This window comes from Lysinibacillus sp. BNK-21 (assembly GCF_048684915.1).
In the GTDB taxonomy this organism is placed as follows: domain Bacteria; phylum Bacillota; class Bacilli; order Bacillales_A; family Planococcaceae; genus Lysinibacillus; species Lysinibacillus capsici.
The window spans coordinates 2,043,452-2,063,961 of the sequence record NZ_JBLQTS010000001.1; the positions used below are offsets into that span (position 1 = coordinate 2,043,452).

A 20,510-nucleotide genomic window follows, 5' to 3' on the forward strand; every position below is an offset into this window, starting at 1 on the left:
TCCGTTACTCATCGGCGGCCACCTCCGTTCTCGTATTCAGCGATAATCGCTTTTGCTTCTCTATCGAAGCTGTTTGCTTTTGCTACATATAAATGACATAACCCCCATGTCATGATGAAAAGACCTGCTGCATAGATCCACACCCAAGTAATTTCCCCAAATGCCTTTTGGTGTAGAATTGTCGTGTACGATGTCAGAATTGGTAACAACATGTATGCCGATAAAAATATGGCAGTCATTGACCAAAGAAAAGAGTTCTTTCTTCGTACAAGAGACTTAAATGATTCTTGATTTGCAATTGAATCATAGTCAATCACGATACCTTTTTTTGCTTGATTGTTCGCCATTAACATTCCCCATTTTGTGTATATTTTTTCTACCTCAAGACTTGATTTTGCTAGTTTAGTGAATTCACATTTTCATTTTATGTAACAGTTCACAAAATTGCAATACATTTCAGAAAAATTATGTAAAAAAAATTTTTCAGAAAATACTCTTAAGAGAGAAAAAATGGCGCAAAGCCAAGAATATAAAGGGTTTTAGAAAATTCAGATAAATAAATGAAGTGAAGAGAAATCTAGATTCTTAACAAAAAATGAAGGGTAAATTTACAAAAAAATCTTGTTTTTTCAATTAAAAATAAACACTATTTACCTAGTGAAAATTGGATTTTTTCTGTTTTTTGGAAGTGAAATAATATTGTTCGATAAATAAATTGGTAGATATTGAATAACAAAAAAGGCGAAAAACTCGACCAAAAATCGAATTTTTTGCCTATTTTTTTGCATTTTTTGAATTGAGATTCATTATGCAGGAGGTGTATAAATATTAATGTGAAATATCAGAGACAGACACGCCTGTATTTGCTTTCACACGAATTTCTTTATAAATACGTTCTGCTTCTTCCTGTGGCACTTTGTTAGATGAAAGAACAGTACCTAAGTATCCAGCAATAAAGCCTAATGGAATCGTAATAATCGCTGGAACAGCAAGTGGCACAAGTGGTTGTCCAACAAAGATAGCCGCACCTTCAACAGGGCTCCACACATTTGGTCCCATTGCTCCTAAAATTAAACATGATACTAACCCCGTTACCATCGCAGTTACAGCACCTGTAGAATTAAATTTCTTCCAATAGATTGTATAAAGGATTACAGGTAGGTTTGCTGACGCACCGATACAAAAGGCGAATGATACTAGGAATGAAACGTTTAAGCTTTGTGCAAACAGAGCGAGAATTATAGACACGATCGCAATTGAGATAGAGCCTGTACGAGCTGCTACTACCTGTTGCTTCTCTGTTAATTTACCGCCCTTAATGATTTCTCCATAAATATCATGAGAAATGGCTGAAGCCCCTGTTAGTACTAAACCAGAAACAACGGCTAAAATAGTCGCAAATGCCACTGCGCCGATAAATGCCATCAATACATCTCCACCTAAGTAATGCGCAAGAAGCGGAGCAGCTGTATTACCAGCCTTACTTTCAGCAAGAATTTGATCTAAACCTACAAAGTTTAATGCACCGAACCCTAAGAAAATTGTTAATGAAAAGAAAATAGCTGTAATCCAAGTTGTCCAAGAAATAGAGGAACGTGCTGTTTTTGCATCCTTTACAGTAAAGAAACGCATTAAAATATGTGGTAAACCAGATGTTCCTAAAACTAAAGCCATCATCATCGAAACGGAGTCGATTGTGCTTGTATACTTAATTCCAGGTACAAGGAACTTTTCGCCATGATCTACTGCAATTGTGTCGAACATCTTCATAAGAGAGAAGTCAAATTTCATTAACACTAAAACCGCTAATAAACCTGTCCCGAATAATAATAGACTTGCTTTAATGATTTGCACCCAAGAAGTCGCTGTCATACCACCAAACAATACATAAGTTGTCATCATAACACCGACAATTAAAACGGCAATCCAATACTCAATACCGAATAATAGCTTAATCAATGCACCAGCACCAACTAGCTGTGCAATCATATAAAGAATTACGATAATAATGGTCCCAGACGCTGCCACACCACGAATTCGCTTTTCATTAAAACGAGCCGTTAACATATCTGCTAACGTGTAGCGGCCTAAGTTTCGCATTGGCTCAGCAATAACATAAAGCAGCACTAAATTCGCTACTACATAGCCTACAGAAAAGAAGAAACCATCAAAGCCAGTTAAGGCAATTGCACCAGACACCCCAAGAAAGGCTGCCGCAGATAAATAGTCACCAGCAATCGCAAAGCCGTTTTGCCACCCCTTTAAACCACCACCAGCAGTGTAAAAATCAGCCGCAGAAGATGTACGCTTTGCTGCAATATAGGTAACAACAAGTGTTAAGCCAACAATAGCTAAAAAGAAACCTATGGATACGATGTTCATTTATTTTCCACCTTTCGCCTGATACTCTGCAAGAACAGCAGCTGCAGCTTTATCGAATGAAGCAGCTTTTTTTACATATACTGTACAAAGCACAATGGTCATGATAAATAAACCTGCAGAATAAACCCATACACCCGTAATATTTCCGAAGAATTTTTGTTGTAGTACAGGCTGGAAAGCAAGAATCGGAAGCAGGATATAAAGAATTAAAAACACTGCTGTAATCGAGAAAAGAAAGGTATTTTTCTTTTTTACAAAGCTATTAAACGATTCCATTGCTTCAATTGCATGATAATCAATTGATTGGGCCTGTTTTTTGCTTGAAACATTCGCCATTATTATTCCCCCTAAAGTTATATATTTCTGTTTTAAACGACATATTTCTTTTTCGTTCGTCGTTATATTCACTTATTTTATGGGGGAGAATCCTATAATGCAATACTAAATTTTGAGTTTTTATAATTTTTAGTCACTTCTGTTTTGTGGAAATAACATAGAAATAATAAGGATTTATTAGAAAAATTCTGTTTAAAAGAGCGTTCAGTTTTCTGATGAAATAATATTGTTAAAATAGTTTGTTGTTGATAAAAATGAATGTAGGAGAAAATACAAACATAAAAGAGAATTTTCTGTATTTTATTATTCTGCTATTAAATTCCATGGGAGCTTGTTAAGTAGAAAAAATTTGTTATATAACAATTATCTGAGGTTTTGGGAAATAACGAAAATGATAAAAAAAGCTATGAAAAAATTTTTAAAAAGGATGTGTCATTTGGAAGAATTAGTGAGGCGGAATTCCAGAATCAGTTAATGTTCACATGTTATACAAATAGCCATCTGGGTGTAAGTCCATTATCTTGTGTTTAGCTTCTATAATGAATAAAATAAGGTGATGAAATGAAGGGAAGTGGGCACCACTAATGACAAAGAAAAGTATATTGCTAGTTTTAGTTCTAGCATTTAGTAGCATTCTAGCTGCTTGCGGTAGTTACAAGTTTGAACCAACATTAAATCTCGAGGTTCAAGATTTCACAGTAACGAATCAAAAAAATGAACAAGTGACCCTAGATGATCTTAAAGGTAAGCCTTGGCTAGCCATGTTTATTTTTACAAACTGTACGACAATCTGTCCACCCATGACATTTAATATGACAGAAGTTCAACAAGCACTACAGGATGAAGGCCTTGAAGATTATCAAATTGTGGCATTTAGCGTGGATCCAGAAGTGGATAAGCCTGATGTTTTAACAAATTACTTAAATACGTATAATGTTGTAGATGAAAGCAAATGGCAGCTACTAACTGGCTATCAACAAAAATTCATTGAACAATTTGCACGTAAATCATTTAATTCATTAGTTAAAAACGATCCTAACTCAGACCAAGTCATACATATGTCGAGCTATTATTTAGTAAACGCAGACGGCACAGTTGTAAAAGACTATGATGGCGCGACAAACGTACCAGTTGAAACAATCGTTGGAGATATGAAGGCTCTTATTAAGGAGAGCAAATAACACAGAAGTCCATGTGACTTTTGTGTTTTTTTATGGAAAGAGGGGAAAGTAAGATGTACGCCTTTAAAAAATCATTCGTCTCGATTTACTTTCCCAATATTGCACCGAATACGGCAATATTGTCTCGTTTTATGCAGCAATGGTTCATTAACTTAAACTATTCAACTGATTAGTAAGAGGAGGGATTTAAATGAATTAACAAGACCAGCTTAACTTGATTAAGGAAGACTTTATAAATTCTCAAAAGGTACTATTAGCAATTGGTGATGTAACCAGACAAGCCATTCTAATGGTATTAATGAGCACAGATTGTCAAACGGGATTGCGTGTAGGTGAAATCACAGAACAAACGCATTTATCTCGCCAGCTGTGTCACATCATCTTAAGATTTTGCGAGATGCTGGTGTTATTTTAATGCGCAAAGAAGGTACAAAAAACTTTTACTATATAGATATACGGACAAAACTAGGTTCGTTAAAAGATCTTGTTTTGGATATTGAGACGTTGTTAACGGAATTTTATTGACAATATAGTAGGTTATCTGGAGGAATGAACGATGAAAGCAATGGTGATCGATCAATATGGCAAAGCCCCAATGCGCATGAAAGAAGTACCTACACCTGAAATAAATGAATATGAGGTACTTGCTGAAATCCATGCAGCAAGTATTAATCCGATTGATTTTAAAATCCGTGATGGGAAAGTGAAGCTGTTAATCCACTATAAAATGCCACTAATCCTTGGAAATGATTTTTCAGGGGTCGTCGTAAAGGTTGGCGAAAAAGTGACGCGCTTTAAAGTAGGAGATGCAATTTATGCACGTCCAAGGAAGAGTAAAATTGGTACTTTTGCGGAATATATCTCGATTCATGAAGATGACATAGCCCTAAAGCCTAAAAATTTGAGCTTTGAGGAAGCTGCATCAATCCCACTGGTTGGCTTAACGTCATACCAAGCTTTACATGACATCATGCAATTACAAAAAGGGCAAAAGATTTTAATTCATGCTGGCTCTGGTGGTGTAGGTACCTTTGCTATACAACTAGCAAAAGTAATGGGTGCCTCAGTGGCAACAACGGCTAGCGAAGCTGGTGCAAACCTAGTTACATCTTTGGGTGCAGATAAAGTGATTAATTATAAGAAAGAAAACTTTGAAGCTATACTGAAAAATTATGATGCAGTCTTTGATACGCTTGGAGGAAAGACCTTAGAAAAATCTTTCGAGATTATCAAGGATGGTGGAAAAATTGTCTCCGTATCAGGCACGCCGAATGCTCGTTTCGCCAAAGAATATGGTTCAGGATTTTTCAAAACATTATTATTTTCAGCAGCAAGTCATAAACTGACCTCACTTGAAAAGAAATATCATGCTCAATATTCCTTCTTATTTATGAAACCAAGTGGCGATCAATTACGCATAATCGCCGATTTAATTGAATCTGGTAAAATCAAACCAGTCATTGATAGAACTTTTTCATTTGAAGATGCTCAAAAGGCGATGGAATATGCGGAGTCAGGTAGAGCAAAGGGGAAGATTATCGTAAAAATGAAATAGTCTTTATGTTCCCTGAAATTCTTTAATTCAAACAGCCCTTTTCCGTTTTCACAGTTCTTGTTTTGCAGGATAGATGAGATTGGAAAAGGGCTGACTGTTTATAGCAGAGTTGAAATTTCAGAAAAAACAAAAAATAATGTTGACTTATAATAAAAGTGTTTTGTATTATGTATACATAAAACATAAAGAGTTTAAACCATTCATATAAATTCAAATTTTTAATTTCGTATGGTAAAGACTTAATAAAAAGGATGGATTATTATGGAAGGGGCAAAATTAAAGCCGATTGAGAAGGAAAAAACAACGCAAGACAAAGTGTATAAAGAAATTAAAAAAGCGATTTTATACGGTGGTATAACGAGTGATGAGATATTTACAGAGGTTCAATTAGCAGAGAAATTAAATACTTCAAGAACGCCAGTAAGAGCAGCTCTTCAAGACTTGATAAAGGAAGGTTTACTTGTCTCTATTCCCAGAAAAGGAATGACTGTAAAAAAACTGACGGAAGATGAGCAAAAAGAAGTGTTCTTATTAAGAAGTGCTATTGAAGTGGAGGCAGTAAAGAAGCTAATTGAAATCATAACATCTCCTGAGCAGCTAAAGTCACTCAAGCTAATTTTGAAGCAACAAGATGAAGCGCTCCAAAATGATGATGCTATTCGATTTATTGGGTTAGACCATGAATTTCATTTGTCGCTTACAAAGTTGGCTAAATTCACGATAATGGAACAAATTTTGACCAATTTGCACAATCTAACACAGCTAATGGGCTTAAGAGCAATTAGGCAGCCTGGAAGAATGAAAAGTGTTTTAGTTGAGCATCAACAAATTATTCAAGCTATTGAGGAAAAAAATCCTGATTTAGCTTCAAAAATGATTTTAAATCATTTAGAAAAAACAAAAGAAACATTAATGGTTATTGATAATAGCTAATAGTCATGAATGCTTTGAAGGGAGGTGTTAAGGAAGTTACTACTATCGTGTAGGGTGTACTTCAATGAAGATAAATTTTAAAACGTGAGAGGTTTACTTATTTGTTCGTTGTAAGCGCTTGCGTCTTCGTCCGTACTTAATTATTGTAATTTTTTGAATTATTTCAGAGATTTATGTATACACAATACAGTATACAGAATACTTGATTGGGTTCATTAATTTCTGAAAGATTGTCTCTTATAGCTTCTATTTAAACAACACATGGGGAGGAATTAAATATGGTGAGAACAAGTCAAGAGTACTTACAAGCATTGAAAGACGATCGTGTGATCTACATAAATGGGGAAAGAGTCAAAGATGTAGCAACACATCCTGCTTTTAAAGGTATTACAAATACAATTGCAGGTTTATATGATTTAGCGTTAGATGAATCAAACAATATGATTTATCAAACAGAAGATGGAACGCTAGCAAACAAAATTTATATGATTCCCAAGAGTCGTGAAGAACTGAAAGAACGAAGATTGGCCATTTCAAAATGGTCTGAGGCCACTTGTGGTTTTGTTGGAAGAAGCCCTGATCATGTTGCTAGTTTTTTAGCTTCATTTGCTAGTGCACCTGAAGTATTCGAACGTGGAGGAAAAGGCTATGGAGAAAATGTTTTAAATTTCTATAAACATGTACGAGATAATGATTTATATGTAACGTACGTAATCATTCCTCCTCAAATTGATCGAAGTAAAGCGGCTCATGAACTAGAAGATAAATACCTTCCTGTAGGCGTTTATGAAGAGGTAGAGGACGGTATTATTGTGAGAGGTTCTCAAATGCTTGGTACAGCTTCAGCAGTATCCGACTACTTATTTGTAAGCTGTCTTACGCCACTCCGTCCTGGGGATGAAGACTATGCATTATCCTTTGTCTTACCGATTCACGCGAAAGGATTAAAATTCTATGCAAGACCTAGCTATGCGGAAAAATCACCGAGTACATTTGATTATCCGTTGTCTTCTCGTTTTGATGAAAGTGATTCGTTAGTGGTTTTTGATGATGTATTTATTCCATGGTCAGATATTTTTGTGTATAAAAACATTGATATTGTAAGAGCTCAGTTCCATGAAACACCAGCTCACGTATTAGGCAATAATCAAGCTCAAATAAGATTTAGTAATAAATTGAAATTCTTAATTGGTGCAGCACGTAAAGTAACAGCTATGAATGGCATTGATAAAATTCCTTCTGTTCAAGAAAAGCTAGGTGAGTTGGCATCCATTGCAGCTTCTGTTGAAGGTAACCTATTAGCATCCGAATATAACTGCACGATTGATAAAAATGGGGTCGCTCGACCAGATCCACGTTTCCTGTATGGTGTAGTTGGTCAACAGGATATTATTTATGCGTCTACTATTCGGATTTTAAGGGAGCTTTGTGGTGGAGGTGTTTTACAATTACCTTCTTCCTATAAAGAAATGATTAATCCTGAGACGAAAGATGATATCTATCAATATATTCGTTCCACAGGAGTTGGAGCTGAAGAGAGAATCAAATTATTTAAGTTAGTGTGGGATATCATTGGCTCAGAGTTTGGTGGTAGACATCAACAATATGAATTGTTCTATAATGGTGCACCATTCGTTACGAAAGGCTATTCATTTAGAAATTATGGATATGAAGAGCCAGTAAAAATGGTTGAAACATTTTTAGAAAGTTATTCCCTTCCTACGCAAGTGGAGGAGCTGGTTTAGGAAAAATAGATAAAAGGATGTTGAAAAAATGAAAATTGCATCAATACAGTTAGAGATTAAAGATCAGGAATCGAAAAATGCTCGTATCGATCGTGTCGAAGCAATGATTGATCAATTAAAGGGACAAGATTTAATTGTACTACCCGAAACATGGGCGACAGGGTACTTTGCATTTGATCGTTATGTTGATGAATCAGAAGAAATAAACGGTGATTTTGTACAGCGATTTTCTTCAAAGGCAAAAGAAATCCAATCCTATCTATTTGCAGGCAGTTTCATAGAAAGAAACAATGGAAAGTACTATAACACAAGTGTTCTATTTTCTCCCGAGGGTACACTCATTGGAACCTATAGAAAAATACATTTATTCCGTTATGGTTCGCAAGAGGGGAAAATTTTAACAAGAGGAATCGAAACGACTGTAGTAGATACGGACTTTGGGAAGGTAGGATTATCAACTTGCTATGATTTACGTTTCCCTGAATTGTACCGCGCAGAAGTTGATTTAGGAGCAGAATTACTTCTTGTGACATCTGCTTGGCCACATGCTAGATTAGAGCATTGGAAAATATTTAATACAGCACGCGCATTAGAAAACCAATGTTTCTTAATTTCAAGTAATTGTGTAGGTAATACACATGGCATCCAGTTAGGTGGTCACAGTCAAGTGGTTGATCCTTGGGGAATAGTTATGGCAAGTGGAGGCGATGAGGAAACCATTGTAAAAACAGAAATTGATCCTTCCCAAATTGCTACTATTCGTGATGCCTTCCCTAATTTAAAGCATCGAGTTTTAGATAGACAGGAGGAATTGATTTAATGAATATTATCGTTTCTGGAAAGCAAATGGAGGCTACACCTAAACGCTTACTTATTGCTGGCTATACAGGTAAAGATCAAGCATCTGTAAAAAAACATATTGATGAATTAAGAGAGATTGGTGTTCCAGCCCCACCTCAAGTGCCAATGATTTACGATGTTTCAACTAATCTTCTTACAACAAGTCCATCCATTTCAGTAGTTCAGGAAAGTAGTAGTGGAGAAGCAGAAGTCGTTATTATGAACGTGAAAGGGAAATGGTACGTAGGACTGGGTAGTGATCACACAGATCGGGAGCTTGAAAAATTGTCCATTCAAAAATCCAAACAGGTTTGCAGTAAGCCGATTTCCACTCAATTTTGGTTGCTAGATGACATAGAGAGTCGCTGGGATGACATTGAAATGCGAAGTTGGATGATTGTGAATGGTGAAAAAAAAGAATACCAAACTGGAACACTTGGAGAGTTTTTGCATCCAAAAGAGCTAATAAAAATTATTACAGAGCGTGGATATTACAGTGAGGATTTGATGGTTTTTTGTGGGACTCTACCAATCGTAACTGGAGAATTTATTTACGGTGATGGTTTTTCAGCAGAATTGTATGATGCTTTAACAGACCGAAAAATTCAACTAGATTATAAGGTTCATATTTTAACAGATGCGGAGGTAGTATGAAATGGGGAATTCAGAAATAGAAGTGGTTATTAAACCAGAACATGAATTTGTTGATTACAAAACATTTGAGGCTGTCCCATCAAAAACTGTAGAGGGTTCCTCCCAACGAATTATTGCACAGATTCCAGGTACTGAAGTAGCAACACGTATTCTAGAACTAGGAGCAGGGACAGATACATCTCCAGACGGTGTACAAATTCATGATTTCTGGGAAGAATTATACATTATCGAAGGATCGTTAATTGATTTACGTTTAAATGAGGAATTTACAGCAGGAATGGTTGCATGTCGTCCTCCTGGAATGGAGCATGGGCCATGGCAGTCCCCAAATGGCTGCACAATTTTTGAAGTTCGTTATTATGCTGATCAGGAAAAGCAAGAGCATGAGTTTGTTGACTTCAAGACGTTTGAGGCTGTCCCATCAAAAACTGTAGAAGGCTCCTCCCAACGAATTATTGCACAGATTCCAGGTACTGAAGTAGCAACACGTATTCTAGAACTAGGAGCAGGGACAGATACATCTCCAGACGGTGTGCAAATTCATGATTTCTGGGAAGAATTATACATTATCGAAGGATCGTTAATTGATTTACGTTTAAACGAGGAATTTACAGCAGGAATGGTTGCGTGTCGTCCTCCTGGAATGGAGCATGGACCATGGCAGTCCCCAAATGGCTGTAAAATTTTCGAAGTTCGCTATTACGCCAATAAATAAGCGATTCAATTTTAGAGAAGCTAATTTTTTAGATGGGGTCAAGAATCTCATCTAAAATTGCCTCTGATGCATATAAACTTCTACATTTTTATTGTTCATCAATGTATACACAGTACAGTATACATTAAAGATTAGCTAACTTGTAAGGAAGGTGAAGCGTAGTGGAAATTATCCATTTAACACATCCAATGAAGGAGCATTTTGACATGCAAGAACCCCATGTAATGGCGTTAGGCTTTTTCGATGGTGTTCATATAGGACATCAATTTTTACTGCAGCAAGCAAAGAAAATTGCTCATAAAAATAATTGTAAATTATCAGTCATGACTTTTGATCCTCACCCTAGTGAGATTATCAAAGGTGAAACAGATAGAAAATATTTAACCCCTTTGTCTTCTAAGCTTGAAGAAATGTCTCAAATCGGTGTTGATAAAGTTTTTGTCATGAAATTCACATCGCTTTTCGCTTCACTTCCTGCAAGTGAATTTATTAACCAATATATCATCAAGCTCCATGCTACACACATTGTTGTGGGCTTTGACTTTAACTTTGGCTATAAAGCACAAGGCAATGTAAATTATTTGCGCAAGGCTAGTAGATACAATCCCTTTAAAGTGACAGTGATCTCCAAAAGGGTCACGAATGATAACAAAATAAGTTCAACATTCATTAGAGAGTTAATAAGTGAAGGGGATGTTCACCTAGTTCCATACTACTTGGGCAAACATTATGAAGTAAAAGGATTTATAAATTATCCGAAAGATTTGGATAGACAACTGCGATTGAATAGTATGGCTTTTCAAATTCAGGGTAAATATGTTTTGCCAAAACAAGGTTTATACAAAGTAGAGATTACTGATGACTGTAAAACCATTCAAGGTTTTTTAAACCATAATAGCTCTCACGAAATCAGATTTGAACTGCTTAGTAATAAATTAGAAAGATTGAAAGAGGTACACCAAAAGGAAATAACGGTGAAATTTTTTAACAGAGTCGCTTATATGGATACAATCCCTATTTGGAATTAAAGTTTATCCACAAATCTGTATATAAAAAACAAATAGTTGGGGGAATGTGATGAATGGGAAAAGAAAAATCAACTGCAAGTTCCCGAAAAGTATTATTCGCTAGTTTAGTTGGCAGTACAATTGAATTTTACGATTTCTTTCTTTATGGTACCGTGGCAGCGCTTGTCTTCAATAAATTATTTTTCCCAAGCCATGATCCATATGTAAGTCTGTTACTCGCTTATGCTTCGTTTGGTGTAACGTTTTTCATTCGACCTCTTGGGGGGCTCATTTTTAGTCATATGGGCGATAAATTTGGAAGGAAAAACACCCTTGTTGTTTCACTTTTATTAATGGGGATTTCAACCGTATGTATAGGCTTGCTACCAACATATAGTTCAATCGGCATTTTCGCGCCTATTCTACTAGTATTCTTGAGACTCCTCCAAGGTATAGCTGTTGGTGGGGAATGGGGAGGCGCTGTTCTCCTAGCAGTTGAAAATGCACCAAAAGAAAAACGAGGATTCTTTGGAAGTTTTCCTGCAATGGGAATTCCTCTAGGTATGCTACTTGGCACAACGGCTATTTCAATCGTCAGTTTGCTTCCAGAGGAGCAATTTCTTTCATGGGGCTGGAGACTTCCTTTTCTATTAAGTGCCGTTCTAGTGATTACGGGATTCTGGATACGCCGTGGCATCGAGGAGACATCGGCATTTAGTGAAGAAAAGCAAAAAGGCAATGTTGTAAAAGTACCCCTTTTTGAGACATTACGTTATCACTGGAAAGCTGTATTAATTTCCTTAGGGGCAAAATGTGTGGAAGTGGGTCCATTCTATGTTTTCACAACATTCTTTATCTCCTATGCGACAGATAACATTGGTTTCTCAAGGACTACAGCACTGAACATTATTACTGCTGCAACTATTGTGACGACATTGTGTATTCCAGTCATGGGGAAATTATCTGACGTACTGGGACGTAAACGCCTATTCATGATGGGAGCGGCAGGAATTGCGTTATTCTCTTTCCCTTACTATTATTTATTATCAACAGCATCAACGTTTTGGGCTTATGCCGCTTCTATTATCGGTTTAGGCATTCTATGGTCAGCTATTGCCAGTATAATTGGCACCATGTTTACAGAAATGTTTAGTACGAATGTCGGCTATACAGGAATAACACTTGGTTATCAAGCAGGGTCGGCGTTGTTTGGAGGAACTGCTCCTATGATTGCGACAGTTTTACTTAGCACTTACAATAACTCCTGGATTCCACTCGCTATTTTCATTGTGATTCTGTCAGTGGCTTCCTTTATCTCTGTTACATTTTTACGCAAAGCGCCAGTAATAGAAGAGAGCTTAGTAGAGCAATCATTGCCTCAAAAGGAATTGGTTATTAAATAGCTTTTTATATATCAGAATATTCAAATAATAAATTCGGGAATTTTAAGGAGGAAATAACATGATGGATGATAGAACTTTTAGAAATGCAATGGGTAAATTTGCTACAGGGGTAACAGTAATTACGACTGTGATTGAAGGGGAAGCACACGGTATGACAGCAAACGCATTTATGTCCGTTTCGCTTGACCCGAAATTAGTCTTAATATCCATTGGCGAAAAAGCTAGAATGCTAGATAAGATTAATACTTCAGGCAAATTTGCTGTGAATATATTATCAGAGGAACAAAAAGAGCTATCCATGCATTTTGCAGGACAAATTAAAGAAGAACGTGAAGTTGAATTTGACTGGGTGAATGGACTACCGGTATTAAAAAATGCATTAGCAAATATTGTATGTAATGTTCATAGCAAACAAATTGCAGGAGACCATACACTCTTTATTGGAGAGGTAACCGATATTGAGATGAGTGATGGTTCACCACTTGCGTTCTTTGAAGGCAAATATAGCAAAGTTAGTCAGCCAATAAGCTTATAATTACCTATCTCCTAAAAAGTAGAACCATCGTTTGAGCATTCTTTGTTGAACGGTGGTTTTGTCTTTGTTTCAAGTTGGAAAATGGATTGCTTAATTGCTGTAGTTATGGACGTTTTTATTCAATCCAAAGGTTGATAAAATCACATCATACTATAAGTAGGAGTGATAACAATGGATAAGGTACGTTATAAAGTAAGAGAAGTGTTGGACAAGAACAAAATTGATGCATTTTTGCAGCAAGCTCGCATTGGGCATTTGGGTATGGTTGATGGTCATTTGCCGTATGTTGTCCCCCTTAATTTTGTGTGGACAAATGGAGTGCTTTATTTCCATGGAGCCACTGGCGGGAGACGAAATCAAGTGATGGAAGAGAACCCAGAGGTTTGCTTTACGGTTTGCGATGAATATGGAACCATTACAAATCCAGTACCTGCAAAAACGGACACGGCTTATATGAGTGTCATGGTTTTTGGCAAGGCTCAGCCTATTTTGGATTTGAATGAAGCGACACACATGTTGCAAGAAATGATAAATAAATATGTACCTGGTTACTATAATCGCCCCTTATCCCAGCAACACGTGGATAAATATCGATCAGCCGTTTTCGGAGGGCCTGTTCAAGTTTACCGTATTGATCCTCAACATATTACCGCGAAAGAAAATCCAATTGCCTTAGGGGAGATGTTCAATATTGAGAAAATCCCACATACATAGTATTGGTTTTAGAAATTGGTAAATCAAATCACTGTAAACTAGAATAAAGATGGATTAAAAAATATCCCATCCCTTAATCCTTATCTAATAGCAACATCAAAAACTCCATTTTGAAAAAAGATTGCTCAAAATGGAGTTACTCTCTATAGATAAGTATGAGATTTTTATAAAAAAGTTTGAACATTTTTTAGCTATGTTGTTCCAAAATTGCGCCCGATTATTGAATATCCTTATTCATCCCAAAAAGCCGCTAACATCTTACAGTACAGCGTTTTCTAAAATAGTAAAAGAGCTTGTATTACAATTAATTTCTGCTAATGCACCAAGAGGTAAAATGAATTTTGGTTCAGTATGTCCAAAGTTCATATTGTATAGAATTGGTGTATCCTCCAAGTTAAATTCTCCCATCACTTTTAAAATCTCTTCTTTATATTCTTCGAAATACTTTTCATCTTGTGGTTTACCAAATATAATTCCGTTTGCTTTTTGTAAAATACCTTGTACACCGTAGTTTCTCAACCAATATCTAAGTAGGTTAGGCTCCGGTTGATCTTCAGATGTTTCAAAGAAAAGGATGCAATTTTCCCAGTATTTTTCTTCAGGCCATAGCACGGTACCTTTAGCAAACTCTAGTACTTCAATGCACCCTCCTATTAAACGTCCCTGTACTATACCTTTACCTTGCAGCAATTCGTATCCTTTATTAGGTTGCATTGTGCGTTTTTGATTTTTATTTGATTCTATCCATTCTAAATGCTCACTTGTCCATTCTACAGAAGGAACAATTTCACCTATTACTTCATTAGAAAATAGCGTTTTCTGAATAGATTGAACGGTATATGAGTTCATTTCAACGTTTTCTGCAAAATCGGTTAAAATTGCTGGTCCATAAAATGAAGATATACCCGCCTTCAAACAAAATAAATGAGCAATCGTTACATCTGAATAACCCATTAAAATTTTAGGATTTTTAGTTATAACCTCAAAATCAATGTAAGGGAGTAAACGAACACTATCATCTCCACCAATATTTGCAATAATAGCTTTAATCTTGGGGTCCTTAAAAGCCATCATTAAGTCCTCTGCACGTGCTTTTGGATTTTTGTCTAGATAATCTGCACCTTTCAAGCTATTTGGCATTGCTATAACTTTCAGTCCAAAAACCTCTTCAAGTCTTTTTACGCCTTGTTCATAACGCCATTTTAATTCTGGATCTCCAGCACCTCCCCAAGAAGGACTTATTGTGGCGATATAATCTCCTTGCTGGAGTTTATTTGGCTTTAATAACATTTAAATTCACCTCAAATTAGATTTAATTTCATTAAAAATAACATATTAATGGAAATTTTTAAACAGTCTATCATTTATGTTAAATAAGCTACTAAATCCTTGTTTGATAACATTGCACAAAATGATTTTATTTCACAATCTGGCCCGTTTGTTGAACAAAAAAATCCTACATAGCAACACAGGATTTTTAATCAAACTTTAAAATGAATGATCAATCTTTGTTTTAAACGTTCAATTCTTTTTTAAAACTACAATATAAGGATAGTGTTTTTTTATTGTACCTAATTTTATGGACTGCTAAAATTCGTAGTTTTGGATGTTTTTTATCAATCCGTATTACGTTATGCTAAGACCGTTCATTTATTAGCAAGGAGGGGAAGTGCTACTGTTTAGTTCAGGTAGATTGACATTTTATCAAATAGCGGCAAGTAAAGCGTTACTTGGAATCAAGCAAATTGAAATTTTAATGGAATGACACGTTACATAAAGAGGGCTAATGACAATAGGAAAACGACATTCCACAAGGGAACAGTCCTTAAAGGACGAGAATACGTGATGAATTCCTAGTATGAAGAAGAGATTAAAATAATTTGTAGAAAGGTAGGAAAGTGTATGAACTCAACATCCGTTTCACTGAATGTACGTGATTTCCTGTCGCCCACCATCGCTGCTTTTATATCTGTCTTAGTTAACTATGGGGGCACTTTTATCTTGGTGTTTCAGGCTGCCAAGGTTGCCGGTCTAAGTCCAGAAATGACTGCATCATGGATATGGTCGATTTCCATTGGTGTGGGGGTAACGGGTATCTGGCTAAGTTACCGGTATCGTGAACCCATTATTACAGCTTGGTCAACACCAGGCGTGGCGTTTCTTGTTTCGGCTTTAGCTGTTACCCCATATGCTGAAGCCATTGGAGCTTATATTATTTCTGCAATAGCATTTGTTTTGTTAGGTTTATCAGGCATGTTCGAACGTTTTGTCCAACTTATTCCTCCAGGTATTGCGTCAGGTCTACTGGCAGGTATTTTATTACAATTTGGTATTTCAGCCTTTGGTGGTGCGAAAGTGGAACCTTTACTTGTCATCGTCCTGTTTACTACGTATATCGTACTAAGAAGGTTTACATCTCGCTATGCAATTGTCGGTATTCTAGTCATTGGCTTGATTTATTTAATAAGTATGGGGCAGGTAGATTTCAGCCATATCGAGTTAGCCTTCGCGTCTCCTGTATTTGTTGCGCCAACGTTTTCTCTACATGCATTATTGGGTGTCGCTTTGCCGCTTTTTATTATTACCTTAACAGGACAGTACATGCCAGGCATGTTAGTGTTGCGAAATGATGGATTTAAAACGAGTGCCAATCCGATTTTGATTGTAACAGGATTGGGATCACTCCTGACAGCACCCTTTGGATCGCATGCTTTTAACATAGCAGCAATTACAGCAGCCATCTGTACGGGGAAGGACGCTCATGAGGATTCAAGAAAACGTTATATTGCAGGTATTGTTTGTGGCATTTTTTATATAATTGTCGGAATTTTTGGGGTAACATTGGCTGCATTGTTTTTAATTCTCCCAGCTACGTTCATTGCAACATTAGCGGGATTAGCGTTGCTAGGCACAATTGGTAGTAGCCTTGCCAATGCTTTAACAAATCCTATTGGACGCGAAACAGCACTCATTACTTTTTTGGCAACAGCCGCAAATGTTACTTTACTTGGAGTTGGCGGGGCATTTTGGGGGCTTGTAGCTGGTTTGGGCGCCCATTTATTAATGAATGTTCCATTGCTCAGAAAACAGCAAAGTATAAATGAGGGACAACAAATTAGACAAAGATAATATCACTACGAAAGGTGGTTTTTAACATCGATACGACAAAATCAATAGAAGCCTTCGAAATAGCAAAAAAACTTATGCCTGGTGGGGTAAATAGCCCAGTGAGAGCATTTCAATCAGTTGGGATGGAGCCAATTTTTATGAGTCACGGGAAAGGCTCAAACATATATGATATTGATGGCAATCGCTATATAGATTATGTTCTATCTTGGGGGCCATTAATTCATGGACATGCAGATAAGGAAGTTTCAGATGCACTTCTTGAAGCCATCAAGAGGGGGACAAGTTTTGGATTGCCAACTTTACAAGAAAATAAGCTGGCAACATTAATAGCTACTCGCATACCTTCCATAGAGAAGATTCGAATGGTTAATTCGGGTACAGAAGCGACAATGAGCGCCATTAGACTAGCTAGAGGCTTTACTGGCAAAGACATGATTGTGAAATTTGATGGAAACTATCATGGGCACAGTGATCATCTATTAGTAAAGGCAGGCTCAGGAATTGCTACCTTCAGCCTTCCTGATAGTCTGGGTGTACCTATAGAGATCACTAAGCATACAATCTCCATACCTTATAATAATATCGAAGTCCTGAAAAAGATCTTTGATAAATATGGCTCACAAATAGCAGCAGTCATCGTAGAACCGTTTGCAGGCAATATGGCGGGAATACCAGCTAACCCTGAATTTCTTCAAGCAATACGTTCTTTCACTACAAAGTATGGTGGACTATTTATACTCGATGAGGTCATGACTGGTTTTCGTATAGATTACCACTCTGCTCAAGGGCTTTATAACATAAAACCAGACTTAACATGTTTAGGAAAGATCATTGGTGGAGGGATGCCTGTTGGGGCATATGGTGGAAAAAAAGAAATCATGAATCACATTGCACCTGAAGGTAGTATTTATCAGGCTGGAACCTTATCGGGTAATCCAATCGCTATGGTAGCAGGGTATACCACAATCAATAAATTAAATCATAACAGTTATACGTATATCGAAGCGTTAGCAGAGCGGCTTATTCAAGGCTTATCAAAAGTAGCTCATAACAATCATATTCCACTTAAAACAACGAAAGCTGGGACAATGATTGGCTACGCATTCATTGATCATCCCTTACAAAATTTTGATGATGCTCAAAAAATAGATGCTGAGATGTTTCGCCGTTTTTATAAAGAAATGCTTAAACAGGGTATACTTCTACCTCCTTCTCAATATGAAAGCATATTTATCTCGACTGCTCATTCCATACATGATATTGATAGAACGATTCATGCTGCAGATGTAGCCTTTAAAAGGATGGCGTGTAATTAGATGATGCAAAGTGGACTACAAACATCCTATATCTATAAAATGATCGATTTGATAGTATAATACTTATTGACGGTACAAAACGATTAATTTTCGCATATTTTAACAATCCCTATTCTAACTGGAAGTGAATTGAATGTTACAAGTTAACCGAGACAATAAAAATCCTATATGGCAACAGTTACTTGACCAAGCTATTCATCATATTACAACAGGCAAATGGCCACCAGGGGAGTTACTTCCTCCATCCCGAGAACTCGCCTTATTAGTAGGTGTTTCACGCTCAACCATACAAATTGTTTATGAGGAATTATTTAGTCGAGGGTATACTGTGACAAATTGGCGTGGAGGAACAAGAGTAAGTGAATGGGGGTTTAAAACCAACTTGGCAGAAGAGGTGATTCCTCAAGGACCATCTACGCCAACATTACCTTTATTAAACGTGGCAGTTGATGAATTAAACAGTTGGTTTAGAGGCAAAGAAAATGGAAACGTCTCAATCGATTTTTGTCCCCATGAGCCGTATTTGGACGAGCATTTCCGAAAAACTTGGCGACAATCGTTTTTACAGGCTTCAGCAGAAACAGATCTGACCAATTGGGGCTATGGCGATGCCTACGGTTTCACACCGCTCCGTGAACAGATTCAACGTTACCTGACATTTGAAAGAGGTGTACATGTAGAGATTGACCAAATCATATTAACCTCTGGCGCCCAGCATAGCATCGATCTGATTGCCCAAGCCCTTCTTAAGGAAGGAGAAACGGTTTCTGTTGAAGATCCAGGCTTTCCGGCAGCCTGGATGACCATGAAATATCGGCGTATGAATGTTGTTGCTGTACCCGTGGATGAGTATGGCGTTCAAGTAGAGCAGATTGATCCACAAACCAAGCTTATTTTTGTTACACCTTCTCACCAATGTGCGGTTGGTGTCATAATGTCTGAGCCACGCAAACAACAATTGCTGCAAAAATCCGCGAAAAATCAATTCTGGATTGTAGAAGATGATTATGATGGTGAGTTCAGGTATCGAGGTGGCCCGCTTCCTACCTTGTTTAGCCAACAACCTCACAACACATTATATATGATGAGTTTTTCTAAAATGGTTGCTCCTGGCATACGAATATCGGCTGTTATCGGCCCCAAAGATGCTATTCGCCAGCTTGCGCAAGTACAACAATTAACCTATCGGCATCTTCCCATTATGGAGCAATTAACGCTTGCTCATTTTATTGAGCACGGTCATTTTATGCGTCATATGAGGAGAGCCAGAAATGTCTATCGACGTAGACATGAAGCGATGACAAAGGCAATTATGGCGACAGGACTAGCCGAGCGTTTCAAGCTAAGTGGCATTGAAACGGGTTTGCATATGCTTCTTGAGGCGGAAGAATCGTTTGATGAAGAAGCAATGACGAACCTCGCACTCGAAAATGGGATACGTGTTTATCCACTGAGCAAGTATTGCTTAGAAAATACTCGAAAAGGATGGGTACTAGGCTTTGCTAAAATTGATGAGCAAGCCATTGAGGAAGGCATTTTTCGTCTTGCAAAGATCCTCTTGCAAGAAACGTAATCATTAGCTGGGCATAAAGGGAATTGGGGGTTGCGATACTATGCCATACATTCATGAGTTTGGAATCATTGCTTGTATAGAAAAAGACAAGGAGTATGCTGCTTATGAACCTGAAAAATACAATTGCATTGGTGTAGATGGTGACCTCTTTGATGAACTGCTTTCTAAGGATTTTGGCAAAAAAATACATCACCTCGAAACTTTTGCACACAACACAAATAGGTCATTTAAAAGTCTCGCCTATTGGGGGATAACCTTGATACCACCAAGCTCTCATATACAATTTTTAAATATGGTGAGTGAAGCCAATGTCGAATACCAATCTGCAGAACTTGAAGAATTAATCAAAAAAATAGCTGAAGCAATAAAACAAGATAAATGGATGATTCATTATGGTGTTTAATTTTTACCAATACATACAGGTAAGGGGAAGAGGCGATTGTTCAATTAGAGCAATCGCTTCTTACTATTAATGGGGAGATGAATGACAGT

At 37.0% G+C, this 20,510-nt stretch carries 19 protein-coding genes and 1 pseudogene; 16 read left to right on the top strand and 4 right to left on the bottom strand.

What is annotated here, in order from left to right; translation table 11 throughout:
- Positions 1-8 precede the first annotated feature (8 nt).
- The 3 genes from ACMGGO_RS10410 to ACMGGO_RS10420 form a co-directional block, all read right to left on the bottom strand.
- Positions 9-347, bottom strand: a complete 339-nt coding sequence (locus tag ACMGGO_RS10410; RefSeq protein ID WP_048393058.1) for a DUF485 domain-containing protein — start codon at positions 345-347, stop codon at positions 9-11.
- 481 nt (positions 348-828) lie between these two features.
- Positions 829-2,382, bottom strand: a complete 1,554-nt coding sequence (locus ACMGGO_RS10415; protein WP_257960894.1) for a cation acetate symporter — start codon at positions 2,380-2,382, stop codon at positions 829-831.
- Positions 2,383-2,718, bottom strand: coding sequence for a DUF485 domain-containing protein (locus ACMGGO_RS10420; protein WP_004227946.1), 336 nt, complete (start codon positions 2,716-2,718; stop codon positions 2,383-2,385).
- A gap of 584 nt (positions 2,719-3,302) precedes the next feature.
- Here ACMGGO_RS10420 and ACMGGO_RS10425 point away from each other — a divergent pair.
- The 12 genes and pseudogenes from ACMGGO_RS10425 to ACMGGO_RS10480 all read left to right on the top strand — a co-directional run bounded on the left by ACMGGO_RS10425 (position 3,303) and on the right by ACMGGO_RS10480 (position 14,000).
- Positions 3,303-3,899, top strand: a complete 597-nt coding sequence (locus tag ACMGGO_RS10425; protein ID WP_004227948.1) for an SCO family protein — start codon at positions 3,303-3,305, stop codon at positions 3,897-3,899.
- Between the two features lie 214 nt (positions 3,900-4,113).
- Positions 4,114-4,424: pseudogene (locus tag ACMGGO_RS10430) on the top strand (ArsR/SmtB family transcription factor).
- A 31-nt stretch (positions 4,425-4,455) separates the two neighbouring features.
- The gene (locus tag ACMGGO_RS10435) at positions 4,456-5,454 is read left to right on the top strand and encodes an NADP-dependent oxidoreductase (RefSeq protein ID WP_326140988.1); all 999 of its coding nucleotides are present in this window, start codon (positions 4,456-4,458) and stop codon (positions 5,452-5,454) included.
- Between the two features lie 261 nt (positions 5,455-5,715).
- Positions 5,716-6,387, top strand: a complete 672-nt coding sequence (locus tag ACMGGO_RS10440; RefSeq protein WP_048393050.1) for a GntR family transcriptional regulator — start codon at positions 5,716-5,718, stop codon at positions 6,385-6,387.
- Between the two features lie 278 nt (positions 6,388-6,665).
- A complete protein-coding gene (locus ACMGGO_RS10445; RefSeq protein WP_244205625.1) occupies positions 6,666-8,132 on the top strand; it encodes a 4-hydroxyphenylacetate 3-hydroxylase family protein in 1,467 nt (488 codons plus the stop codon).
- 28 nt (positions 8,133-8,160) lie between these two features.
- Positions 8,161-8,952: a carbon-nitrogen family hydrolase gene (locus ACMGGO_RS10450; RefSeq protein ID WP_054550228.1), complete on the top strand. Its 792-nt coding sequence runs from the start codon at positions 8,161-8,163 to the stop codon at positions 8,950-8,952.
- Positions 8,952-9,626, top strand: a complete 675-nt coding sequence (locus tag ACMGGO_RS10455; protein WP_054550227.1) for a DUF2848 family protein — start codon at positions 8,952-8,954, stop codon at positions 9,624-9,626. The genes ACMGGO_RS10450 and ACMGGO_RS10455 overlap by 1 nt, the downstream gene beginning before the upstream one ends.
- A gap of 1 nt (position 9,627) precedes the next feature.
- Positions 9,628-10,341, top strand: coding sequence for a hypothetical protein (locus ACMGGO_RS10460; protein WP_115673652.1), 714 nt, complete (start codon positions 9,628-9,630; stop codon positions 10,339-10,341).
- A 161-nt stretch (positions 10,342-10,502) separates the two neighbouring features.
- Positions 10,503-11,369 carry an adenylyltransferase/cytidyltransferase family protein gene (locus tag ACMGGO_RS10465; RefSeq protein ID WP_387254183.1) on the top strand — a complete coding sequence of 289 codons (867 nt, stop codon included), beginning with the start codon at positions 10,503-10,505 and terminating at the stop codon, positions 11,367-11,369.
- Positions 11,370-11,422: 53 nt separating this feature from the next.
- Complete coding sequence (locus ACMGGO_RS10470) at positions 11,423-12,751, top strand: MFS transporter (protein WP_048393044.1); 1,329 nt, start codon at positions 11,423-11,425, stop codon at positions 12,749-12,751.
- Between the two features lie 61 nt (positions 12,752-12,812).
- Entirely contained in the window at positions 12,813-13,286 is a 474-nt protein-coding gene (locus ACMGGO_RS10475) for a flavin reductase family protein (RefSeq protein WP_048393159.1), read from the top strand.
- 171 nt (positions 13,287-13,457) lie between these two features.
- Positions 13,458-14,000: a pyridoxamine 5'-phosphate oxidase family protein gene (locus ACMGGO_RS10480; RefSeq protein ID WP_054550225.1), complete on the top strand. Its 543-nt coding sequence runs from the start codon at positions 13,458-13,460 to the stop codon at positions 13,998-14,000.
- 258 nt (positions 14,001-14,258) lie between these two features.
- Here ACMGGO_RS10480 and ACMGGO_RS10485 read toward each other — a convergent pair whose 3' ends face one another.
- A complete protein-coding gene (locus tag ACMGGO_RS10485; protein ID WP_054550224.1) occupies positions 14,259-15,290 on the bottom strand; it encodes a S66 family peptidase in 1,032 nt (343 codons plus the stop codon).
- Between the two features lie 612 nt (positions 15,291-15,902).
- Here ACMGGO_RS10485 and ACMGGO_RS10490 point away from each other — a divergent pair.
- The 4 genes from ACMGGO_RS10490 to ACMGGO_RS10505 all read left to right on the top strand — a co-directional run bounded on the left by ACMGGO_RS10490 (position 15,903) and on the right by ACMGGO_RS10505 (position 20,421).
- Complete coding sequence (locus ACMGGO_RS10490) at positions 15,903-17,129, top strand: benzoate/H(+) symporter BenE family transporter (protein ID WP_349531729.1); 1,227 nt, start codon at positions 15,903-15,905, stop codon at positions 17,127-17,129.
- A gap of 26 nt (positions 17,130-17,155) precedes the next feature.
- Positions 17,156-18,445: a glutamate-1-semialdehyde 2,1-aminomutase gene (hemL, locus tag ACMGGO_RS10495; RefSeq protein ID WP_420282322.1), complete on the top strand. Its 1,290-nt coding sequence runs from the start codon at positions 17,156-17,158 to the stop codon at positions 18,443-18,445.
- A gap of 133 nt (positions 18,446-18,578) precedes the next feature.
- Positions 18,579-20,018 carry a PLP-dependent aminotransferase family protein gene (locus ACMGGO_RS10500; RefSeq protein WP_420281875.1) on the top strand — a complete coding sequence of 480 codons (1,440 nt, stop codon included), beginning with the start codon at positions 18,579-18,581 and terminating at the stop codon, positions 20,016-20,018.
- A 40-nt stretch (positions 20,019-20,058) separates the two neighbouring features.
- Positions 20,059-20,421, top strand: a complete 363-nt coding sequence (locus tag ACMGGO_RS10505) for a hypothetical protein (protein WP_420281876.1) — start codon at positions 20,059-20,061, stop codon at positions 20,419-20,421.
- Positions 20,422-20,510 lie beyond the last annotated feature (89 nt).

Coding starts and splice junctions, on each gene's coding strand:
- ACMGGO_RS10415 (WP_257960894.1), bottom strand. CDS start 2,382: ATGAACATCGTATCCATAGGTTTCTTTTTAGCTATTGTTGGCTTAACA.
- ACMGGO_RS10435 (WP_326140988.1), top strand. CDS start 4,456: ATGAAAGCAATGGTGATCGATCAATATGGCAAAGCCCCAATGCGCATG.
- ACMGGO_RS10460 (WP_115673652.1), top strand. CDS start 9,628: ATGGGGAATTCAGAAATAGAAGTGGTTATTAAACCAGAACATGAATTT.
- ACMGGO_RS10490 (WP_349531729.1), top strand. CDS start 15,903: ATGAACTCAACATCCGTTTCACTGAATGTACGTGATTTCCTGTCGCCC.
- ACMGGO_RS10445 (WP_244205625.1), top strand. CDS start 6,666: ATGGTGAGAACAAGTCAAGAGTACTTACAAGCATTGAAAGACGATCGT.
- ACMGGO_RS10480 (WP_054550225.1), top strand. CDS start 13,458: ATGGATAAGGTACGTTATAAAGTAAGAGAAGTGTTGGACAAGAACAAA.
- ACMGGO_RS10500 (WP_420281875.1), top strand. CDS start 18,579: ATGTTACAAGTTAACCGAGACAATAAAAATCCTATATGGCAACAGTTA.
- ACMGGO_RS10475 (WP_048393159.1), top strand. CDS start 12,813: ATGGATGATAGAACTTTTAGAAATGCAATGGGTAAATTTGCTACAGGG.
- ACMGGO_RS10505 (WP_420281876.1), top strand. CDS start 20,059: ATGCCATACATTCATGAGTTTGGAATCATTGCTTGTATAGAAAAAGAC.
- ACMGGO_RS10420 (WP_004227946.1), bottom strand. CDS start 2,718: ATGGCGAATGTTTCAAGCAAAAAACAGGCCCAATCAATTGATTATCAT.
- ACMGGO_RS10470 (WP_048393044.1), top strand. CDS start 11,423: ATGGGAAAAGAAAAATCAACTGCAAGTTCCCGAAAAGTATTATTCGCT.
- ACMGGO_RS10455 (WP_054550227.1), top strand. CDS start 8,952: ATGAATATTATCGTTTCTGGAAAGCAAATGGAGGCTACACCTAAACGC.
- ACMGGO_RS10440 (WP_048393050.1), top strand. CDS start 5,716: ATGGAAGGGGCAAAATTAAAGCCGATTGAGAAGGAAAAAACAACGCAA.
- ACMGGO_RS10450 (WP_054550228.1), top strand. CDS start 8,161: ATGAAAATTGCATCAATACAGTTAGAGATTAAAGATCAGGAATCGAAA.
- ACMGGO_RS10410 (WP_048393058.1), bottom strand. CDS start 347: ATGGCGAACAATCAAGCAAAAAAAGGTATCGTGATTGACTATGATTCA.
- ACMGGO_RS10485 (WP_054550224.1), bottom strand. CDS start 15,290: ATGTTATTAAAGCCAAATAAACTCCAGCAAGGAGATTATATCGCCACA.
- ACMGGO_RS10425 (WP_004227948.1), top strand. CDS start 3,303: ATGACAAAGAAAAGTATATTGCTAGTTTTAGTTCTAGCATTTAGTAGC.